Source organism: Danxiaibacter flavus (assembly GCF_041060425.1).
Classification (GTDB): Bacteria; Bacteroidota; Bacteroidia; order Chitinophagales; family Chitinophagaceae; genus Danxiaibacter; species Danxiaibacter flavus.
Map to the genome: position 1 here is coordinate 979,620 of NZ_JAULBC010000001.1, position 17,407 is coordinate 997,026.

At 41.0% G+C, this 17,407-nt stretch carries 11 protein-coding genes; 3 read left to right on the forward strand and 8 right to left on the reverse strand.

The features are described from left to right. Nucleotides 1-160: 160 nt before the first annotated feature. Nucleotides 161-985: an MBL fold metallo-hydrolase gene (locus tag QTN47_RS03705; protein WP_369327974.1), complete on the reverse strand. Its 825-nt coding sequence runs from the start codon at nucleotides 983-985 to the stop codon at nucleotides 161-163. Between the two features lie 161 nt (nucleotides 986-1,146). Between QTN47_RS03705 and QTN47_RS03710 the strand changes: the two genes are divergently transcribed. After that, complete coding sequence (locus QTN47_RS03710; protein ID WP_369327975.1) at nucleotides 1,147-1,653, forward strand: YdeI/OmpD-associated family protein; 507 nt, start codon at nucleotides 1,147-1,149, stop codon at nucleotides 1,651-1,653. 419 nt (nucleotides 1,654-2,072) lie between these two features. Here the strand turns inward: QTN47_RS03710 and QTN47_RS03715 are convergent, their stop codons facing one another. The 3 genes from QTN47_RS03715 to QTN47_RS03725 form a co-directional block, all read right to left on the reverse strand. Then, nucleotides 2,073-3,227 carry a histidine decarboxylase gene (locus QTN47_RS03715; RefSeq protein WP_369327976.1) on the reverse strand — a complete coding sequence of 385 codons (1,155 nt, stop codon included), beginning with the start codon at nucleotides 3,225-3,227 and terminating at the stop codon, nucleotides 2,073-2,075. Nucleotides 3,228-3,606: 379 nt separating this feature from the next. Further along, entirely contained in the window at nucleotides 3,607-4,149 is a 543-nt protein-coding gene (locus QTN47_RS03720) for an ester cyclase (RefSeq protein WP_369327977.1), read from the reverse strand. A gap of 207 nt (nucleotides 4,150-4,356) precedes the next feature. After that, complete coding sequence (locus QTN47_RS03725) at nucleotides 4,357-4,896, reverse strand: ester cyclase (protein ID WP_369327978.1); 540 nt, start codon at nucleotides 4,894-4,896, stop codon at nucleotides 4,357-4,359. A 340-nt stretch (nucleotides 4,897-5,236) separates the two neighbouring features. On the opposite strand from QTN47_RS03725, the gene QTN47_RS03730 reads away from it, so the two are divergent. After that, nucleotides 5,237-5,677: a hypothetical protein gene (locus tag QTN47_RS03730; RefSeq protein ID WP_369327979.1), complete on the forward strand. Its 441-nt coding sequence runs from the start codon at nucleotides 5,237-5,239 to the stop codon at nucleotides 5,675-5,677. A 103-nt stretch (nucleotides 5,678-5,780) separates the two neighbouring features. Here the strand turns inward: QTN47_RS03730 and QTN47_RS03735 are convergent, their stop codons facing one another. From QTN47_RS03735 to QTN47_RS03750, 4 genes are all read right to left on the reverse strand, one after another. Continuing rightward, the gene (locus QTN47_RS03735; RefSeq protein WP_369327980.1) at nucleotides 5,781-6,512 is read right to left on the reverse strand and encodes a glucosamine-6-phosphate deaminase; all 732 of its coding nucleotides are present in this window, start codon (nucleotides 6,510-6,512) and stop codon (nucleotides 5,781-5,783) included. A gap of 310 nt (nucleotides 6,513-6,822) precedes the next feature. Then, on the reverse strand, nucleotides 6,823-10,131 hold the full coding sequence (locus tag QTN47_RS03740; protein ID WP_369327981.1) for a VCBS repeat-containing protein: 3,309 nt from the start codon (nucleotides 10,129-10,131) through the stop codon (nucleotides 6,823-6,825). Nucleotides 10,132-10,345: 214 nt separating this feature from the next. Then, nucleotides 10,346-11,956: a SusD/RagB family nutrient-binding outer membrane lipoprotein gene (locus QTN47_RS03745; RefSeq protein WP_369327982.1), complete on the reverse strand. Its 1,611-nt coding sequence runs from the start codon at nucleotides 11,954-11,956 to the stop codon at nucleotides 10,346-10,348. Between the two features lie 19 nt (nucleotides 11,957-11,975). Continuing rightward, entirely contained in the window at nucleotides 11,976-15,080 is a 3,105-nt protein-coding gene (locus QTN47_RS03750) for a SusC/RagA family TonB-linked outer membrane protein (protein ID WP_369327983.1), read from the reverse strand. 527 nt (nucleotides 15,081-15,607) lie between these two features. Between QTN47_RS03750 and QTN47_RS03755 the strand changes: the two genes are divergently transcribed. Continuing rightward, on the forward strand, nucleotides 15,608-17,353 hold the full coding sequence (locus QTN47_RS03755) for a metallophosphoesterase (protein ID WP_369327984.1): 1,746 nt from the start codon (nucleotides 15,608-15,610) through the stop codon (nucleotides 17,351-17,353). The last annotated feature ends 54 nt before the right edge of the window (nucleotides 17,354-17,407 follow it).

A 17,407-nucleotide genomic window follows, 5' to 3' on the forward strand; every position in this document is an offset into this window, starting at 1 on the left:
ACTTCAAAAGTGTAGGACAATTACAAACCTTTGTTCAACCTCTTTCAATGCTGATGATGGAACTGGTTTTCAGGTGTCCTACACTTCAAAAGTGTAGGACACCTGAAACATGCATGATCATTATAGCTTTACGCTTTAGGCTTTACGCTTTAAGCTTGTCCTACTCAAAAATCTTCAAATACCTCTTCACCGAGTAATCAAACTTTTCTTTCGCATCTGTCGGAATATTCATCCATTCAAATGCACCATGAATTTCATCAAAGGGAAGATCTTTTACCTGTTCGTTGATATATAGAATATCTTTCTCGCGAAGTGGCAACATGTTGGGGTAGCTGTACATGAAGCTTAATTGTTTGCGGTCGCGACAAACATAAATGCTGTCGCCGGTCAATAATGTGCCATCACTACCATGATGAGGTAACAGTAATACAGTGCTTCCGGCATAATGGCCGCCTACGTGAATGATCTTTATATCATCCCATAACAGCTTTTCTTTGCCGTCAAATGTTTCGATAGAATCATCCTGTTCCATGATCCACTGGCTGTCATTCTCGTGCAGATAAATTTGGCAGTTAAAGATCCGTGCCCATTCAACCATCAGGCTATAATAATGCGGATGTGAAATAGTAATGGCTTTAAGACCGCCTTTGGACTCAATAAATGATACGGTTTGTTCATCCACAAAGGGCAGGCAGTCCCACAATACATTGCCGCCGGGTGAAACTACAAAATGAGCTTTTTGCCCTATGGCGAAATTTGGAAATAGTCTCAGGTCGTACAAATTCTTCTGCAATTGCGAAAAGCGGATGCCCCTGTTCCTGGCAATGGCATCATAGCTCGTCCAGGCCTGTCCTTCGTCTCCAACATATTGCCGTTCATCATTACAAATAAGGCAACTGTCTACAGGTGTTTTCTCCTTAGTATAACGTGTGCCGCAGGTTGCACAAATATTGGTTACATGGCTATCGGTTATAATTAGTGACATGGTATTTGCTTTTAAACCTGTAGCTAATTTAAACATTAAGCAATGAAGTAAGAAGACGTATGTTGACCCGACTGTGAAAGTTGATGATATAACCGCGACCGGACTTACTTATTGCTGATTCTCCTGTTGCGGGAATTTGAGTAAAGAGATATTTTTGAGGGATGGTACAGTTTAAAGCAGTAATAGAACAATTTGCAGCGCAAGGCGAAAAAACAGGCTGGAGCTATATTAATGTGCCTGCAGAAATTGCCTTGCAACTAAAGCCTGACAATAAAAAAAGTTTTCGCGTAAAGGGGAAACTGGATAATTATACAATTAAAGGCGTTGCGCTACTGCCTATGGGCGGCGGTGATTTTATTATGGCGATCAATGCTGATATGAGAAAGGGTATTGGAAAACGCAAAGGCGCCTCCGTTATGGTGAAGCTGGAAGTGGATAAAGTGATAATGATTGTACCGGATGATTTAATGGAATGCTTTAACGATGAGCCGGGGACTTTTGATCAGTTTCAGACGCTGGCAAAATCGCACCAGGGATATTTCATCAAATGGATCAATGAAGCAAAGACAGAACAGACGCGCACAAAACGTATTGCCCTGACTGTTTCTGCCATGGCGAAAAAGTATGATTACGGAACGATGATAAGGGAGTCGAGGAAGGAGGTCTGAGGCTTAGGGCTGGTTGTAAGTTTTACGTTGTACGTTTATCGGAGCGAAGGTTTGGAAGTTCAAATCGTGATTGCAGTTGTACAGGAAGAATTATGGTTACACAGAGGAGCACGGAGAAGACACGGAGTTGCACGGAGGGTGGGCCGAATCTTCGACAAGTTGCAGTCGGCAATAAGGCTTAAATCGCAAAGCCGAAAGCAGTGTATCGATAGATATTGCGTTTCATCCTTATTGACGGAAAACTTAGCGTGTATCCCAAAAAGGCGCCTGCCAAAAATCCTTCACTATTCACTATTGACTATTCACTAGTACACTTAAAACGCTTGAAAGACTAAAGTTGCATCCAAAAAAAAACCTGCCAAAAACCCTTCACTATTCACTATTGACCATTGACTTGCAGCTACCGTCTGCATTAGTTTTCAGCTTTCAGCTTTGGGCTTTAAGCTTAATTCATGTTTATGATACATCTTCAAATCCTCTAAAAACGCATCTATCTGTTCCTGCTTAACGCCGGGCATGCAGATGATGTGAGCAATATCTTCTTCAGATGCCAGTTGCCATTTGGCAATGATGTCTTCGTGTGGCTTTTTTAGTACGACTGTTATAGCGTTTGGATTTCGCCATGCGGGCCAGCCGGTTTCCTGTAATTTTTTTTCGGTATAAGCTGCAAGATCAAGTGACTCTTGCGCCCGGTATCTGAATCCTTCAATGCCCCATTTCTTGATAGCATACCACAAAAACCAGGGCGTGTGCCCATTGCGTGAACCGGTGATTGTCGTATCAAGCGAGCCAATGTATGGAACCATCTGGCCAATTCTATCTTTATAATTTTTCTTTACAATCACAAGTCCGCATGGAATAGGAGCACCGATAAATTTATGACCACTTATCGCAATACTATCCGCGCCATCAACAAAATCGAACGGATGATGTGGTTCAAGTAAAGCTGTATAAACGCCGGCGAGTGCGGCATCGCTATGAATATAATATTGACGGATAGCCATCTTTTTTACAACGGACTTAATGATGGCTACATTATCTTTTGCTTCTGTCATTGTAGTGCCTATGTTGGCAAATACAATGGCTGGCCGGTGGCGGTGTTGCGAAAGGATCTCTTCAAGATCCTCATAGTTCATTTCCCCTGAAGGCTGAGAGCGGATCACTATCCTGTCCATTTTCAGCAAATGCAGATTCTTTTGGACGCTATAGTGTGTGGCTTCTGAATGATACACCATTGCATTGGGATACAATTCGCGTGCGAGGTACAGGGCATACAAATTGCCTTCAGTTCCGCCGTTGGTAACATAACCCCAGTAATTGTGTTGTGGCGCGCGGAAAAGATTGGCAAAAAAATCGATCACTTCATTTTCTTCCTTTTTAGTGCTGAGTATGCTGGTTGATTCCACACGAGGGTCGCCGACATTATTCAACGGATAACGCATGATCTCATTCAACTCACTATAGTCAAAATCCCTGGATGTCGGATATCCCAGCATTTTATAACTGCTATCTACAATCCTGGCGAAATGTTCTTTGATGAGTGCGCTATCAGCACTGTTCAGTTCGAATTTCATTGGAGCGAAAAATTTGGCGGCAAAAGTAATGGCTTTAAACGGGTTTTGAAAGAAGAAAGTTACTGATTGTTAGTTTTTAACTCAGTATCAATTAATTGAAAATTGACAATTGACAATTGAAAATGAATGTGCGAATGAGTAAATATGCGAATGTGCAAATTTTTATATGCGTCAAACCGAATTCTGGATAGTCATTTTCAAAGCAAATCAGCCATCCTCAAATCAGAAATCAGACATTGCCGGTTACCATTTTCAATTGCCCCCGCCTGATTGACGCAGTCGGGCAGGAATTCTCCATTTTCAATTAAAAAAGCCTAACACCGGTTGCGCGTTGACATCGGTATTAGGCTTTGCGCTTTAGGCTTTAAGCTTTAAGCTACTATTTCATTTTAACTCCAAGCTGTGACCACATTGTGAGCCCGGATTGAATTGAGCGGTGTTCGGTCATCTGGCCGGAACTGTTAAATGTGAAAATGTCTGCGTCTTTATACTTGTATGATTTACCGTTGGCTTTCATGCCCATAAAATCATTTTTAAAAGTACCGCTCCAGTCGCCGATAATCACTACCTGATCGCCTTCAGCAAAAGTCATAAGGTTTTCACCTTTAACATCGGGGAATGATTTCAGGAATGTTTGAATTCCGGCCTTAATGCTGTCTTTTCCTTTTGTAGGCGGCATGCTGCCATCGCCGTAATCTATGGCATCCGCTGTTGCATCTTTCAGAACATCATCAGCGTTGTGATTGTTAAATGCCTGGATAGAAGCGAGTGCAGCTGCCTTGTTTTTTTCGGTCATACTTGTCTTTGATTCCATCGCCGGATTTGTCGACATGGCCGTGTCTTTCATCTTTGTCGAGGACGGATTGTTGCCGCAGGATGTTGCTAACAGCGCGATTAGCGCCAGAGGAATGAACTTTTTCATTTTTGTGAATTTATGAAAGGTTGAGAAAGAGCGAGGGAGTGAGCTGTCAGCTTTTAGCTATGAACTATCAGCTGATCATTCTCACAATTGGTATTAGTACTGGTGAAGACAATATCTGCGATCAATAAATCATTAAATCAGACATCTGCTTCACATCCAGCATCGCGAACGTGCCGTCGGTACGGGCTGGCACCTAACATCGTACAATTATTTTGCTCCTACCTGAGCCCAGAATACAGACATATTTTGCACGCCGCGGTGTTCAATTATTTGTCCGGCATCATTGAACGTATACAAATCTGCATCCTTAAATTTGAATGATTTACCTGTCGGTTTTTTACCCATGAATTCACCCTTGAAAGTGCCGCTCCAGTCCCCAAATACCACCACTTTATTGCCATCAGCTAAAGCCAGCAGATTTTCGCCCTTCATGTCAGGAAATGATGTGAAAAAATCTTTCATTAAAGCCTTAATAGAATCCCTGCCTTTCAAACCAGCGTCAGTGCCATCACCATAGTCAATCATATCAGGTGCAGCATCTTTAAATATCTGATCAACAGAATGTGTATTAAAACCCTGAATGCTGGCAAGTGCAGTTGCTTTATTTTTTTCTTCCATAGCCTCTTTATTGTCTGTTGCATTAGAAGTTGCCGCCGTGGTGTCTTTTTGTGTAGAAGAAGATTGATTACTGGTGCATGATGTTGTTAGTAACAATGCGATTGCAAGAGGAATGATCTGAGCTTTCATTTTTAAGTTTTATGAAGGTTAAATATTATGAGCGGTACTTAATAATGGACGGATATAACAAAGTAATAAATCTAACGTGTGTTTCAAAATCAAATTCGTTAAAGGAATAAATGGTTTGCAACGTGATTGATCTGTGTTTATAAAAAAATGTCATCATAAAGTGTTCGCTTGTTTCATTATCGAACAAAAAAATGTTCGGTATCGAACGCTTTTAAAAAATGACATTTTTTATTGATGTTGATTTTCAATCTGTTATGACTCGTTTTTCAATTGGCATCAACTTGGAATTGTTATATGCATCAAACAAAAAACAACATCTGACAATCTTTAAACTTAATTTATGAAACACCTAATGTTAACCTTCGCATTTATTCTTACTGTTGCTGCCACTTCATTCGCAGCAGAAAATGAAGTAAGCTTTAACATCACTAAGAGCCTTAATAAGAACTTCCCTAAAGCTGAAAATGTTAAATGGACTGTTAAGAAAGAATTTGTAAAAGCCAACTTTACATGGCACGATACAAAGATTGAAGCTTATTATACCCAGGATGGCGACTTGATAGGAATGGGCAGAAGTGTTGATAAAGATCGTTTGCCTCTTGCCTCGCTGAATGTGATTGATCAAAAATACGCTGACTATACAATTACTGACGCTGTAGAGTTTACTTATACAGATAAAGGAACAAGTTATTATGTGGCTGCAAACAATGGCACTGTAAAAGTTATATTGAATATTTCTGTAGAAGGTGAAGTGACCGTTTTCAAGAAAGAAAAACTGTAAACTGAATTACAAAGAGCGTTATGAATAGTTGGACACTTTTATAACGCTCTTACCTTAAATAGAACAAGTGGATACTAGAAAATGGACCAATCCTAACCCTTTTTTACATAAACGTTATTTTAGCGGCAGCAGCCTTATCCATAAAAAGACTAAAGCTGTTATGTTTACGGAGCAGGCTTGCCGGAACATCAGTGCTTATTTCTCCTTCAATCACTTTTTTTACGATCGATGCTTTCTTCTCTCCATTAACCATAAGTATCACATGCCTGGCTTTCATGATGGACGCAATGCCAAGTGTTAACCCGTGAGAAAGCGTTGTTTGTGACTTGAAATATTTCTGTCCCACCTCTTTTGTGACAGGTGCCAGCTCTGAGATGTGAGAATGAAGGAGTGGAGAAGTTCCTGGTTCATTCATGCCTATGTGGCCATTCAAACCGAGGCCCAGAACAATTACATCGATACCTTTATTTGCATTGATAAATTGTTCAACCCGGTGGCATTCATTTTCCTGGTCTGCGGCTCTTCCATCAAAAAAACCGATATGATCTTCTTTTATTTCAAGTGGTGTAAATAAATGCCTATCGAGGTAATTGCGACAACTCCCTTCATCTTCTCCGTTCATGCCACCCCATTCATCTAATCCAACGTAGTACCAGTCGCCTGCATTGATGATCTGTTGTTGATGCCTTTTAACAAGCTCCTTATACAGACCTGTTGGTGTATCGCCGGACGCAGGGCAAAACAATGGATGATCAGATTTGTTAAGATGACTGATCACCTCATCGGCAACTTCTCTTGATAATGCTTCGTAAGAATCCGCAATCGAAATGTTCATAAAGAGGGTTTTAAGGCCGGAAAGGTAAGAAATAGCTATCAGCTATTAGCTGTCAGCTATCAGCTTTTGGGTGTCAGGTGCCAGGTTTCAGGTATCAGGTATCAGGTATCAGGTATTAGGTATGAGGTATGAGGTATAAGGTTTTAGGCCTTACTCCCTGGACTTATATATCTATCCTTCGCACATTCTCGCATCCGCACATTTGCACATTCGCACATTTGCACATCCGCCCATCCGCACATTCGCGCATCCGCACATCCGCACATCCGCACATTTGCACATCCGCACATCCACAATTCATTTTCAACTTTCACCTGTCAATTTTCAATTGAAGTAGTATCGCTGCTCCATCATTTACTCCAACTATTATCTTATTGTTATTAATAACTGCAGCGCTTCTTACATTTCCTTTTAATTGCAATCCGCTTTTGTATTGGGGTGCGTAGCTGAAATTTCCTTTACCGTCACCCAATAATAAAACGCCATGGTTAGCTGTATATCTTCCAAATTTTATTCGTGTCCAGGAGTTGTTACCGGTGAGTAAAATATCTTTTTTACCATCGTTATTGGCATCTGTAATGACAATGCTGTAAACCGGAGCATATTGTGCTTCGACAGGAAGGTTGTGTTGTATAAACCCGTTAGTACCTCTGTTTTCCAGGTAGACGGTCCTCATGTTTTCAGCCTTAAGAAAACCGGCGCTGTTCAACTGTTCAGGAGGAAAAACATCTTTGATGCTTGCAGATGCATATTCGTGGTATTCCAGAAATTTCTTTTTTAACGAGGGAAGCTGATCGGTGAGATCATCTCTTGAATAAACCGGATATGACACGCCGTTGATATAATAGCAAACAATCGGATCTATAGATCCATTTCCATCAAAGTCTTTATAATAAACTGTCACCGGTTTCTTTTCTGAAGCTTTGAATTGTGTGTTGGTCCCGCAGTTGCCGACAATTAGATCAAGATCGCCATCTCCATCCATATCTTCAGCCGTGATCGTATTCCACCAGCCTGTGGACGGAAATTGAATGTAAGCAGACGATGCGTCAGATAAGGCTCCCTTGTTGTTGATGAAAACTTTAACCGGCATCCATTCGCCGGTAACAACCAGGTCAGGCTGTTGATCATTGTTTACATCCAACCATGCAGCACTGGTGACCATGCCAATATTTGCAAGTCCTGGTGCCAGTTTTGCTGTTTGATCGGTAAAAGTTCCTTTGCCGTCGTTTATCAGTAATTTGCTCGGTGGTGTTGAAGGATATTTACCCGGTATAAGCCTTCCGCCTACAAACAGATCCATGTCTCCATCTCCATCTATATCAGCTGCTTTAACGCAACCTTTACTGAAAGTTAATGCAGGAAGTGCATGTTGATTTTTAGTAAAGTTGCCTTTGCCATCATTCATGTATAACCTGTCCTGGAATAAAGGATCGTTCTCATTAAATTCATAACCGCCTGCTGCAACATACAGGTCCGGATCACCATCATTGTCTGCGTCAAAAAACGTAGCTGCCACATCTTCGCTTAGTGAGTCTGCTGCTATTGCAGGTTGATTGGTTTTAGTAAAACTGCCCTGCTTGTTTTGCAGGTAAACAGAAGATGGTTGTTGTTTGGCTCCTCCAACAAAAATGTCATCCAATCCATCTTTATTTATATCGGCAGATATTATGCACGGTCCTTGTCTTGACAAATAATTAGGCAGAAGTGTTTGTATGGTAAAGTCGTTAAACTGATTTTCTTTGTGGCGTATGTTATCCAGTGATGTGGATGAAAAATAACCAACAGGCCGAACCGTATCATATGTCCAGGTATCATGCGCGTCGGTTTGTTTTATTGCTAATGTTTGATTTGTTTTCACTTGTTGCAACTTCTGGTATTGATCATTGGGCCAGATAATGATAATAGAATCGACAATTGAATGCTGACCAAGTCCGAAATTTAATACAGGATCAACTGATGACTGAAAGCCTCTCACCGGCATTTGCTCCTGGTAGTACAAAGTATCCCTGCAATAAACTTTTACTTTCGTGCCGGTTCCGATACTGTTAGTTTTGATACCTGTTAACTGTATTCGCAGAAAATTATTTTTGCTGAGTGCTTCACTGTTATTTTTATATATGCCAGCAAAATCGTTGGTGTTGCAGACGATCATATCAAGGTCACCGTCATTATCAAGATCAGCATAAGCGGCACCTGATGAAACTGATTTATCGCTCATTCCCCAATCGTCTGTTTTCTTTGTAAAAGTTTCATCGCCGTTGTTTTTGAAAATGTAGTTGGCAATCTTATTAGCAGGCATTTTATCAATAAAATCCTTGTTGTTGCCTGTTCTGTTAAGTTGATTGCCCTGGGCGGCACGATCAATGCTGTACTTAATAAAATCCATGTCAGTGTAGTCCTTTACATATCCATTGCTCACAAAGAGATCTTTATTTCCATCATTGTCGTAGTCAGCCATTAATGCACTCCAGCTCCAGTCAGTATTTGATATGCCAGCTAATTGACCAATCTCACTGAATGTCCCGTCGCCGTTGTTTTTTTGCAACATGTTCCGGCTGTATTGATAGAAAAAGCCACGGCTGAAGAGATATTGAAATTTGTCGAAGTTCTCTGCGCCGCTATGCATTTTTTGTGTGAGGTTATCTTCGGGAAGCATGTCCAGAGTAATGATGTCCGGCTTACCGTCGTTGTTGAAATCAGCAACATCCGATCCCATTGAATACAAGGAAACCTGGTCCATGCATTTGTTTAGTGCTTCACTAAAAGTTCCGTTGCGATTGTTGATGAAAAGATAATCGGGTTCGTTAAAATCATTGGATACATATACATCTGGCCAGCCATCATTATTAATGTCCGATACTGCAAGGCCTAAACCAAATGTAAATACGTTGGATGTAATGCCGGCTTGTTCACTAACATTGGTAAAGTGTCCGTTGTCGTTTCTGTATAATTTATTAGCAAAGTCCGGATTGCGTTGATTTCTCAACTCGGGATTTTCTTGTGCTCCTGTAGTATATTTTTGTAGTGAGTGATTGATGATGAAGCAATCCAGATCGCCATCCTTATCATAGTCAAAAAAAGATGCCTGAGTGGAATAACCCTGATCAGCCAAGCCGTATTCTTCCGCTTTTTCTGTAAAGGTCAGGTCTCCGTTATTGATAAAGAGCAGATTCTTCCTTCTTTGAGGATTAACATCCGCGCTTCTGCAGATGTAAATGTCAAGCTTGCCATCACCGTTTACATCAGCCATTGTTGCGCCTGTGCACCATCCCTGCTTATCTGCAACGCCGCTTTTGGCAGTAATATCCTCAAACTCAAAATTCCCTTTGTTTAAGTAAAGCCGGTTTTTAACCATGTTACCCGTAAAAAGTATGTCCTGTAATCCGTCATTGTTAATGTCGCCGATGGCCACTCCGTTACCATTGTAGAAATAAGTATAATTCAATACACTTAAACCTTCTCCTTCAAACAGTGTGTTTTGAAAATGAATGCCTGTTTTGTCTTTGTCAAGTCTTGTAAAAAGGTGAGATGTATCGTTGCTGCAGCTACAAAAAAACAGTACTGAAAAGCAGGATATGGTCAGCCAATTTTTCACAGAAGTAACGATGGTATGCATTAAACTGTTGGTATTAGTAATGGAAAGAAGCTTCATTTAAATATAAAAAGATTCCATCAATTGCTGATGGAATCTTTTGAGTTGTACGTTGTACGTGATAAGTTTTACGTTATAAGTTTTACGTTGTACGTTATACGTTGCAAGTGGTGCAGGCTAATTACTCCATTAACCTGGCGCCTGAAACCTGAAGCTAATAGCTGATAGCTATTGGCTATCAGTTCTTATCCCACCACAACGGCGTAGTAACCTTATCCGGACCATTCAACAACTTAACAGCATCTTCAACAGCTTTACCGTTGGTTTGCGTTTCAGACAGAAGGAAAGGAATTCTTCTGATCCACTGTGTTGTTGTGTTGGTGATGTCCGGATTGTCTGAATTGGCAACGGGATATAATTTAAGTACATGGCTTCTTCTGTAATCTGCCCATGCTTCCATGCCATCAGGGAACAATGCCAGCCATTTTTGTGTAGCGATCTGTTCCTTCTGAATATTAACGTCTGCGGTGTTGAATTTAACCGGAATGGTTGTCATTGGCGCTGACTTCAGGTAATCATTAGGAGCTACTGGAACAGCAGTGCTGTTGATGTAATTATTGATAACAGTGGCGTCAATAATTCCCCATTGGTGAAGAGACTGTGTAATGCCTTTTTCGTACAGATCCTTAGCTGTTCCACCCATGTTCCAACCGAGTAATGCACCTTCAGCGCGTATAAAATATGCCTCCGCAGAGCACATTACGTTTTGCGGTGTGTTCAGGTAGTCGCTTGAACCCAATGAAACGCCATTCTTGTCGGTAACGTTTGGAGATGCCCAGCGTTTACCAACGTGAGAGTTATTGTCAGCTTTATTAATGTCTTCTGTTAATTGTGTTGCTGTTAATCCATTTCTTACGCCTTCATAAGTGCCGGTGTTTTTAGCAGGCACAAAATAGATAGACATTCTCGGATCGGCATAACCTTTCAGAACAGATTCCATTGAAGCGCTCATTCTGAACTCGTTCCAGTCAGACATAATGGATAGACCGTTACCGTCACTGCCTTTGGTACTTCTTGTTACAAGCGCATCATCATCGGGGCTGGTAGCAAGAACGCCTCCGGCGTATGCAGCTTCAGCTTCTGTTTTTGCACGGGCAGGATCAACTTTTGAAATCCTCATAGCCAGGCGTAAACGCAATGTATTGGCAAATAAGATCCATTTGTTTACATTGCCTTTGTAAATAATATCGTAGCTGCCTCCAAAAGCAGTAGTGCTTGTTTGCCCTTTTAAAACATTTACTGCATCAGTCAGGCGCTTAAAGAAATCATCATAGATCTTATCCTGCGGGTCATACGGTACTGAGCTGATAGGTTGACCAATGCTGAAGTAAGGTATAGGTCCCCAATAATCTGTTACTTTATGGAAAGTGTATACCCACCAAACATTGGCAATGGCATTTTCGACAGTTGATGGATCTGTGTTTTGTAAAATTGTCTGTAACTGTGGCATCACATCTGTATACATCGGGTTAAATGCTGCTCCAACCCAGTCCATGCGGATCACCAACCGGTCTGATGGGAAGTACGTTGCTACGCATGCAAAGTATTGCGCATACTGATCAGAGAACAGGTTTTGCGCAACCTGGTAGTTCCATTGGCTGTTGGTGGCCGTTGACTGAGCTTTTGTGAAAAGGAAAGGAATTTCAGCCGGACCTACAGTTGCCACGGAATTTTTATCTGTATTTATTTCGTCGAATTTCTTGGTACATGAAAGCATCATCCCGGTGAGCGTAACACTGAGGAGTGCCAGTTTAACTCGTGTTCCAGAAAATACTTGTATTATTTTCATATCGTAATAAGTTTAAAAATTATAGAGAGATCCTCAGGTTAAAGTTAAATGTGCGTGTTGCCGGAAGAGTTCCATATTCAACACCCTGGTAGTTTCCGTTACCAAGGCTCATATCAGGATCAAACCACATTTTGCGTTTGTCAAGTCCTGGTATATCCAATGTGGAACTACCTCTGTACAGCCAGAGCAGGTTACGCGCAGAAGCTGCTACTTTCAGGCCTTTGATAAAGAATCCCGGTTTAACTGGTATGTCATATCCAAGAGAAAGTTCCCTTACTCTGAAGCTGGTTGCGTCGTACGCAAAGAACTCACCATTACCATAACGTTTACCTGATGCTATCTGCCAGAAATCCTGTGCTTTAATAGTTGCACCTACACTGCTGCCGCTTGAACTAACACCATGCAGGTTCCATCCGCCTTCCCGGTATTTCTCAGTGCCTTCTGTTATGCCGCTAAATGCAAGGTTCATTTCTGTACCGGATACCATTGTACCGCCTACGCGTCCGTCCATAAGAATGCGGAGTGAAAACCTTTTGTAAGTGAACGTATTTGTAAAGCCAATGTTTTCTTTAGGATTAAAGTTGCCGATGTATTCCTGTGCACCAGTGGCAATCGGGCGTCCCAGTGAATCCACAACATAGTTTCCTTTACCGTCTCTTTGCCATTTAAATGCGAGCAGATCGCCATATGCACCACCTTCCTGGGCAATCGGAGTTGCAGAACGTCCGTAACCGCCGCCCAGATAAACGATCTTAAGATCGCTGCTGATCTCTTTTACCTTGCTGCGGTTTAAAGAGAAGTTCACTGTCATATCCCAGCTGAAGTTTGGCGTTTTAACAGGGGTAGCATTTACAATCAACTCAAAGCCCTGGTTTTGAATATTACCTGCGTTGATATATTTGTTAGCATAACCTGTTGCCACAGGAAGACCAATCTGCAGAAGCTGGTTGAAAGAGTTGCTCTTGTACCAGGTTGCACTGAATCCAATTCTGTCTTTAAGAAATCTTGCTTCAACGCCGGCTTCAATGTTCTTAACTATTTCAGGTTTCAAACCCGGAATAGGTAGTGTTGAGCTACGCGTAAGAGAACCGTTGCCTGCTCCCTGGTTGTAAGCGTATGTAGTTTTAAGTAAACCGAACTGACCGCCGTTACCTACTTCAGCATAGTTGATGTTTGCTTTCAGGAAAGAAATGCTTTTTGGCAGTGTAAACAGATCGGATAATACTGCTGATCCACCGACTGAATAATACTGGTAAGAGTACGGAGATGGAAGGCGCGAATCCCAGTCATTACGTATGCTCGCATCAAGGAACAACGCATCTTTAAAAGAGAAACTTGCCTGGCCGAATACGGATTGTGTCTGTACTTCATTTGCACTTGAGATCAATGCCGGGTTTGTTGCAAAGTTCAAACTGAATTTATTAGTCACATTCAAACCGTCAGCCTGTGATCTGTTTGATTCAAATGTAGCATCCTGGTAAATAGCACCTGCGTGATAAGTTACATTCAGGTCTTTGGCAATTTTGTTGTGTCCTTCCAGAATCAAATCATACCACTGTTGTGTCGTAGTAATGTTTGTTTTAGCATAGTAGCCACCGGCCTGTGTTGCCCACAATATGGTTCCCTGTGAGTAAAGTTCTTCAAGCTTGTCTATTCTTCTGTCGATGTTGGCGCGTCCTGTAAGATTAAGCCAGTCGTTGATTTGATATTTAGCTGAAATAAAACCCATGATACGATCCCTGGTTTCATTCAATGCTGTTCTGTTGATCATCCAGTAGGGATTCTGGTAAATAGATGAAAGCGTTGATGGCCATGCTGTAGGAACGGGAATTCCCAGGCTGTTAAACGTTTCTGAGTTTTGAGCGTCTGTAATTGCTACGTTGCGTGGTATCTGGTAAATGTCAATAACAGGGGCGTTTTCTTCACCTGTTCTTGGCTTATTCATGATGTGCTGGTTGATGTAAGTAACTTTTGCATCAGTTGAAAAATGCTTACCTAACTGGTTGCTTACTCTTAATGTAACTGTATTTCTCATCAGGTCATTCTTAGGTATAATGCCCTGAATATTATTGTTGGTGTAAGAAAGATATGTTTGCATCTTGTCGCTACCACCAGATATACCGATTGAGTTATTAAGACTTAATCCATCTCTGAAGAAGTCTTTGATATTATCAGGTTGAGATGAATAAGTACGGCTTTGTCCGAGATAATTTGTGTAAGACTGTCCGGTCATTTTCGCACCCCAGCTTTCGCCTGATGAAGGATCAAGTGTATTACCGTTACCTTGTCCGTAGCTGTTTTGAACTTTTGGCAGAGCGAACGGTGTTTCAATCGCAATGCCGGAGTTAACGTCAACAGCTATGCGATCTTTTCTTCCTTTTTTTGTTGTAATAACCAAAACACCATTACCGGCCTGGCTACCGTACAAAGCTGCGGCAGATGCACCTTTCAATACGGTCATAGATTCAATGTCATCCGGGTTAATGTTTGATGCACCGTCAGACCCTTGTACAGAACCAAAGTCACTGCCTGCGGTGCTGTATGTGTCATTGTTGATAGGAACACCATCAACAACTATCAGGGCGTTATTATCACCCTGTAACGACCTGTTACCTCTCAACACAATCCTCGCACCACTTCCAGGTCCGCCGGAACCTTGTGTAATTACGGCGTTGGCTACTTTACCTTGTAATGAGTTAAGTACGTTATTTGCATCCCTTACTCCTGTTAACTCTGATGGCTTAACGCTTTGCGTGGCGTAAACCAGTGTTTTAGATTGACGGGTGATACCTAATGCAGTAACAACAACTTCATTTGCTACACTTGTAGATTCAGCAAGCACAATATCTGGTACAGTGCTTTCTGAAGCATCTACAGATACTTCTACGTTAGTGTAACCAATAGAAGAGACTACAAGTATTACTTTGCCTGAAGTGCTGAGGGTAAAAGACCCGTCAGTTTCAGTTGCTGTTCCTTTAGATGTTCCCTTAACAAGTACGGATGCGCCGGGGATAGGTTTGTTTGTTGCCGACAAAACTTTCCCTTTAATGGTTCGCGTTTGGGCATGCAATAAAAGCCCTAAAAATAAAAGCGGGATAATGAGTGCCCCTTTTAATTTCCTCATAGCTGGTTTGGTTTAATTATAAAAGAAGTAGACTTTCAGTAGACAAGTAATAGAAGACAGGGTCGGAAATGTTTCGATCATGCACTCATCGTCAAGATGAGTCATCCTGATTTTTGTTTCTCATGTCCTAAGCTTTAGCAGTTTATAAGTAAAAATTACAATAAGCTTTGGGAACTAGCAAATTGTGTTCCATTAGTCAAACGTTTGCGTAAAAAATAAAAAAAGAATTTAATCGATTTTAAATCTTTGATATCTGTACCTTAAAAAAAGATTACAAAAACAAGGCATATTTTTTATGTAATCGGTTTCAAAAAAAGAATCATCAAATGAACGGATGTTTGATCAATGGAAAGATCAGTGTCCTACGCTTTTAAATTGCACAAGGATTTTTGTTTGATTGCGAAACATGGTAAGATATTTTATTTTAGGAGAATGTTTTCAATGATGCTAAGGATATGCATTGTTTTAGTTCTTCTATGTTTCCTGCAATTAGAAATTTAGTTTGTAGTTAAACAAATGTCGTATTCATGTATAAGATGCTTATGGGTAAGAAATACAGGCAAGCGAAAATGGTAAGTTGGTTCGCGCCGAAAATGCTTTTTCAAACCGGGATAAAAGTAGCTATCTCCGGACTCTTTGGAAACTATGCAGACAAACGCGAAATGGAGGCAGCACTGGCTGACAAGGCAACTGATGAAAAGGAGTTAAGCAGTATGGCGGCGGATTATTCACAACGTGATGAGATGTGGATTGATTTTGTAAGTGATACAGGCGATGGATTTAATTCCACATTTTCAATTGCCCGCAGCATTGCTCAACAACAACTGCGCGTTCAGGATCATAACAGTGTACACTTGTTGAAAAGAGGCAAGATCCTTCTGCTTGGAGGAGATCAGATCTATCCTGCGCCAACTGCTGATGCTTATGAAAATAAATTCAGAACGCCTTTTGAAGCAGCCTTTCCTCTTGAAGAAAATGATCATGATCGTCCTCACATGTTTGCTATTCCCGGTAATCATGACTGGTACGACGGTTTAGGAAACTTTTTAAAAGTATTTTGTCAGCAGAGAAACATTGGTAATTGGAAAACACTGCAACGGCGCAGTTATTTTGCTTTGCCATTACCGCATGATCATTGGATCTGGGCAATTGATGTGCAGCTTGATGAGGATATTGATAAGCCACAGTTGGAATATTTTCAACGCATTGCCGACAATCATATGAAACAAGGCGACAAAATTATATTGCTAACTGCCGAGCCTGCATGGATCTATCATGAACTGTACAAGACAGACAAGTCATATAATCGCTTTAATTTCTTTGTGGAGAATTACATAACGGGTAGTGATGACAGGCCGCTTGCAAAATCTTTTTGTTTGTCCGTTGTTTTAACCGGTGATCTTCATCATTACTCGCATTACGAGTCTTTAAGAGAAGGTGCTTGTTGCAAGCATTTTATTGGTTCCGGCGGTGGAGGTGCCTTTCTTCATTTTACACACAATCTTCCTGCAGAATTAACCACATTAAAGGGTGGTGCAAAACTTAAGAGTTGTTTTCCTGATGCAAAAACATCTTATACATTACTGCATGGTGTTTTGCTGTTCTTTTGGAAGAACCCATTGTTCGCCGCACTGCTTAGTGTTGTGTATTGCCTGTTATTGTGGTTTTTGCAAAGTGCCCAACCTAATTATATGCAAACGTTAAGCAGGGTTTCCTTCAGCGGATTTTTATCCGTTACAGGAAGAGCCATATTAGCAACGCCATTTGTGTTTTTGCTCTGCGCATTGATCGTTGCCGGATTTTACAATTTTACAGATAAGAAAAAAGGAATGCGTCGCGTAAAGTGGTTTGGCCTTATTCATGGAATTCTGCAATGTATGTTGCCTTTTTTAAGCTTTTGGTTTGTAGCAAGAACTTATTATCCCGTGTTGATGGAAGAAGTGTTGAAAGTATATTGGTGGCCAATATTTGCATTGATCATAGCCGTCACCGGTTTTATACAGGGCGGAATTTTTATGGGGTTATATCTGTACGTTTCCAATCTTGTTTTTAATAACCATATTGATGAAGCTTCATCGGCACTGGCTTGTGAAGATTATAAAAATTTTCTCAAAGTGCGGCTTAATAAAGATGGTTTGTGTATTTATCCGGTTGGTATTAAAAAGGTTACAAAATCGTGGAAGCAAAAGTATATCCGGGGAAAATTAATTGTTGAAGGTGAACTACCGGAATGTCATCTTATAGAAGATCCTATTGTTATTAAAAATAAATGAAAAAAGGGTGATGAAAGTCTTGTGCAATAGTTGAGGTGATTGATTTTCAGGTAA

Excerpts from the sequence above, each read along its gene's own strand:
- QTN47_RS03725 (WP_369327978.1), bottom strand. The coding sequence starts at position 4,896 with ATGAAAGCTCAGATCATTCCTCTTGCAATCGCATTGTTACTAACAACA.
- QTN47_RS03720 (WP_369327977.1), bottom strand. The coding sequence starts at position 4,149 with ATGAAAAAGTTCATTCCTCTGGCGCTAATCGCGCTGTTAGCAACATCC.
- QTN47_RS03750 (WP_369327983.1), bottom strand. The coding sequence starts at position 15,080 with ATGAGGAAATTAAAAGGGGCACTCATTATCCCGCTTTTATTTTTAGGG.
- QTN47_RS03740 (WP_369327981.1), bottom strand. The coding sequence starts at position 10,131 with ATGCATACCATCGTTACTTCTGTGAAAAATTGGCTGACCATATCCTGC.
- QTN47_RS03710 (WP_369327975.1), top strand. The coding sequence starts at position 1,147 with ATGGTACAGTTTAAAGCAGTAATAGAACAATTTGCAGCGCAAGGCGAA.
- QTN47_RS03745 (WP_369327982.1), bottom strand. The coding sequence starts at position 11,956 with ATGAAAATAATACAAGTATTTTCTGGAACACGAGTTAAACTGGCACTC.
- QTN47_RS03715 (WP_369327976.1), bottom strand. The coding sequence starts at position 3,227 with ATGAAATTCGAACTGAACAGTGCTGATAGCGCACTCATCAAAGAACAT.
- QTN47_RS03705 (WP_369327974.1), bottom strand. The coding sequence starts at position 985 with ATGTCACTAATTATAACCGATAGCCATGTAACCAATATTTGTGCAACC.
- QTN47_RS03755 (WP_369327984.1), top strand. The coding sequence starts at position 15,608 with ATGTATAAGATGCTTATGGGTAAGAAATACAGGCAAGCGAAAATGGTA.
- QTN47_RS03735 (WP_369327980.1), bottom strand. The coding sequence starts at position 6,512 with ATGAACATTTCGATTGCGGATTCTTACGAAGCATTATCAAGAGAAGTT.
- QTN47_RS03730 (WP_369327979.1), top strand. The coding sequence starts at position 5,237 with ATGAAACACCTAATGTTAACCTTCGCATTTATTCTTACTGTTGCTGCC.